This is a genomic window from Streptomyces torulosus, from assembly GCF_001419765.1.
Taxonomy (GTDB): Bacteria; Actinomycetota; Actinomycetes; order Streptomycetales; family Streptomycetaceae; genus Streptomyces; species Streptomyces torulosus.
On the sequence record NZ_LIRK01000525.1, the window covers coordinates 1 to 2,350 of the forward strand.

At 72.6% G+C, this 2,350-nt stretch carries 2 protein-coding genes; one reads left to right on the forward strand and one right to left on the reverse strand.

The features are described from left to right. Positions 1–197 precede the first annotated feature (197 nt). Positions 198–1,235 carry a non-homologous end joining protein Ku gene (gene ku, locus AOK23_RS32035; RefSeq protein ID WP_055716064.1) on the forward strand — a complete coding sequence of 346 codons (1,038 nt, stop codon included), beginning with the start codon at positions 198–200 and terminating at the stop codon, positions 1,233–1,235. A 94-nt stretch (positions 1,236–1,329) separates the two neighbouring features. Here the strand turns inward: ku and AOK23_RS32040 are convergent. Further along, on the reverse strand, positions 1,330–2,350 hold a 1,021-nt coding region (locus AOK23_RS32040; RefSeq protein WP_055716065.1), incomplete at its 5' end, for a lysylphosphatidylglycerol synthase transmembrane domain-containing protein.

Consider the following 2,350-nt stretch of genomic DNA (forward strand, 5'->3'; position numbering starts at 1 on the left):
CAACGAGAATGGCATGAAAGCGGGGAAAAAGCGCCTTACCTGGGGGTGGGTGACCGGTAGGCGGGGGGGGGGCGGTCAGGTTGGGCGGGGTGACCGGTCGGGTTGGGCGGGGTGACCGGTCGGCGGGCAGGGGGGACCGGCCGGGGATACGGTGTGGATGATTCGGTGGAAACCAATCCGAAAGGGGTGTGCTGCTCGTGCGATCCATCTGGAACGGCGCCATCTCCTTCGGCCTGGTCAGCATCCCGATCAAGCTCGTGAACGCCACCGAGAGCCACTCCGTCTCCTTCCGGCAGATCCACACCGAGGACGGCGGCCGCATCCGCTACCGCAAGGTGTGCGAGCTGGAGGAGCGCGAGGTGGCGCAGGGGGAGATCGGCAAGGCGTACGAGGACGCCGACGGGACGATGATCCCGATCACGGACGAGGACCTCGCGTCGCTGCCGATCCCGACCGCCAAGACCATCGAGATCGAGGGCTTCGTCCCGGCCGAGAAGGTCGACCCGCTCCAGGTGGACGCCGCGTACTACCTGGCGCCGAACGGCGTGCCGGCCGCCAAGCCGTACACCCTGCTGCGGGAGGCGCTCAAACGCAGCGGGAAGGTCGCCATCTGCAAGTTCGCCCTGCGCGGGCGTGAGCGGCTCGGGATGCTCCGGGTGGTGGAGGACGCCCTCGCCATGCACGGGCTGCTCTGGCCCGACGAGATCCGTACGACGGAGGGGGTCGCGCCCGACGCGAGCGTCACCGTCCGCGACAAGGAACTCGATCTCGCCGACGCCCTCATGGAGACGCTCGGCGAGGTCGACCTCAACGAGCTGCACGACGACTATCGCGAGGCCGTCGAGGAACTCATCGCCGCGAAGGCCTCCGGCGAGGAGCCGCCGACCGCGCCCGCCCCGGAGACGGGCGGCAAGGTGCTCGACCTGATGGCGGCCCTGGAGAACAGCGTCCGCGCCGCCAAGGAGTCCCGCGGCGAGGACGTCGCCGCCGTGACCCCCATGCGCACCCCGAAGGAACCCGCCGGCAAGAAGTCCACGGCCACCGCGAAGAAGTCGCCGCCGTCGGCCGCCTCCGCCAAGAAGTCCACGTCGAAGTCGTCCCAGGGGACACGGAGCGCCCAGGGCGCCAAGAAGACGACGGCGAAGAAGTCGACGGCGAAGAAGTCCGCGACGGCGAAGAGCACCACGAAGAAGACCCCGGCCAAGAAGACGACGCCCCGCAAACGCCCGGCCTGAGACACCGGCGGGCACCGGGTGCCGGGCGCCGTGCGCTGGGCACCGTGTGGCGCGCGGCGGCGGCCGTCAGCTCTCCCGCCGGGCCCTCAGCCCCTCACAGCACCTTCGCCCGTACCAGCGCCGAGAGCACCAGCGTGCCGGGGAGCAGGGGCAGCCACACCGTCAGGACGCGGTAGCCGATGACCGTGGTCGTGGCGACCGTCGCGGGCGCGCCGAAGGCGACCAGGGTGAAGACGAGGGCCGCGTCCATGGGGCCGAGGCCGCCCGGCGCTGGCACCGCACCGGCGGCCGTGCTGGCGACGAGGTAGGCGAAGACCATCTGGATCCAGGACAGCGGCAGCCCGAGGGAGGTCCCGACGGAGGCGACGACCGCGCCCTGACACAGCGGGAACGCGGCGGCCCCGCCCCAGAGCGCGAGGGCCCGGACGGGCCGGCTGTGCACGACCCGCGTGTCGGTCAGCGCGGTTCGCAGCCCCCCGATGAGCGGCTGCCGCAGCGGCCGTACGGTCGTGATCAGGGTGACCACGGCGGCCACGCTGACCCCGGTGATCGCGCCGGCCAGGGCCAGCGTCTCGCCCTTCGGGAGCAGCTCGGTCACCTTGAGGGTGCCGGGGAAGGCGACCAGGAACGCGAGGATCACCAGCGTCTTGGCGACCGGCTTCACCGCCGAGTACAGGGCGAGGGAGGCCGTGGCCCGGGGCAGGGGTATGCCCTGGCCGCGCAGGAAGCGCAGGACGACGGCATGCGCGCCGATGTTGCCCGGCAGCGCCTGACCCGCGGCGCCGGCCGCGAACTGGGTCGCGATCAGCTGCCCCGGCGGCAGACGTTCGGGCACCGCGCCCTGCCGGACGAACGCGGCGGCCACGGAGCACAGGGCGGTGAAGAGGACCCCGGCCAGCAGCCACCGCGGGTCGGCCGAGACCAGCCGGGTGGCGCCGCCGTACACGGTGCGCCAGTCGACCGCGGCCCACACCCCGAGCAGCAGCAGCGGCAGCAGGGTGAGCGTGAGCCGCAACCGGCGGGCGGTGGCGGCGGATCGGGTGGGGACGAGTCGGCGGAGTCCGCTGGGGAGGCGGCTCCGGAGGTTCGTGGGGAGGGTGAGCGTGGAGCAGGGG